Below are 700 nucleotides of genomic sequence, written 5' to 3' on the forward strand. Positions count from 1 at the left end.
CTTTCTTACGCATGGTCCTTTTCCTCCAGGACAAACAGGTCTTCGACTGTGGCCTCCAGTGTCTCTGCCAGCAGAAGCGCCAGCTTCACGGAGGGGGCATAGTCTCCGCGTTCGATCGACACGATGGTCTGTCGGGAGACGTCGACCATATCGGCCAGTTGCTGCTGGCTCAGCTCTCCGCGGTCAAAACGGTATCTTCTCAGTGTCGTTTTCATGATTTCGTGGAGGCACGTGTTGTTCTCTACATTGTCACTGTACACCTTGGTTTACACAATGTCATCTATTATTTACATTACGACAACTAACATATCCACGCATCAGACAGGTTTTGGGGATGTGCGGACTTTCAGGGGAGAAACGGCGGAGTGCGAGTTCCCCGCTCAGTGCGGGGCACTCTTTTGGTCCGGAGCTGTGGAGAGTGCGCAGTAAGCCTGAATCAGAAGACGGTGGCAGTATTTGCCGCAGCGTGGCCGGAGCTCTCCAACACAATCCAAATGGCGGGAGGCGAGAAGATCACGTGTGCCGACAACACCGTCCGGACCGACAACGACCAGACCAAGAGCTTTCGCGGCGTCCCTGAACCCATCTGGAACCCTCACATCGGCGGCTATCAGGTGTGCGAGAAGTGGCGACGCAGCTGTTGCGCGAGGAGTTGCTGGAGGCGCCCTCGCGGGAGTCGGGCGTGGAGCTGATCGGCTGG

The 700-nt window shown here is 57.0% G+C and carries 1 protein-coding gene; it reads right to left on the bottom strand.

Translation table 11 applies throughout. The features are described from left to right. Positions 1–5: 5 nt before the first annotated feature. On the bottom strand, positions 6–215 hold the full coding sequence (locus NTV05_09370) for a helix-turn-helix domain-containing protein (protein ID MCX6544611.1): 210 nt from the start codon (positions 213–215) through the stop codon (positions 6–8). Between the last annotated feature and the right edge of the window lie 485 nt (positions 216–700).

This window comes from Acidobacteriota bacterium, from assembly GCA_026393755.1.
Taxonomy (GTDB): Bacteria; Acidobacteriota; Vicinamibacteria; order Vicinamibacterales; family JAKQTR01; genus JBAXOX01.

Bases quoted from the DNA above. Each gene is read 5' to 3' on its own strand.
- NTV05_09370 (MCX6544611.1), bottom strand. From the start codon at position 215: ATGAAAACGACACTGAGAAGATACCGTTTTGACCGCGGAGAGCTGAGC.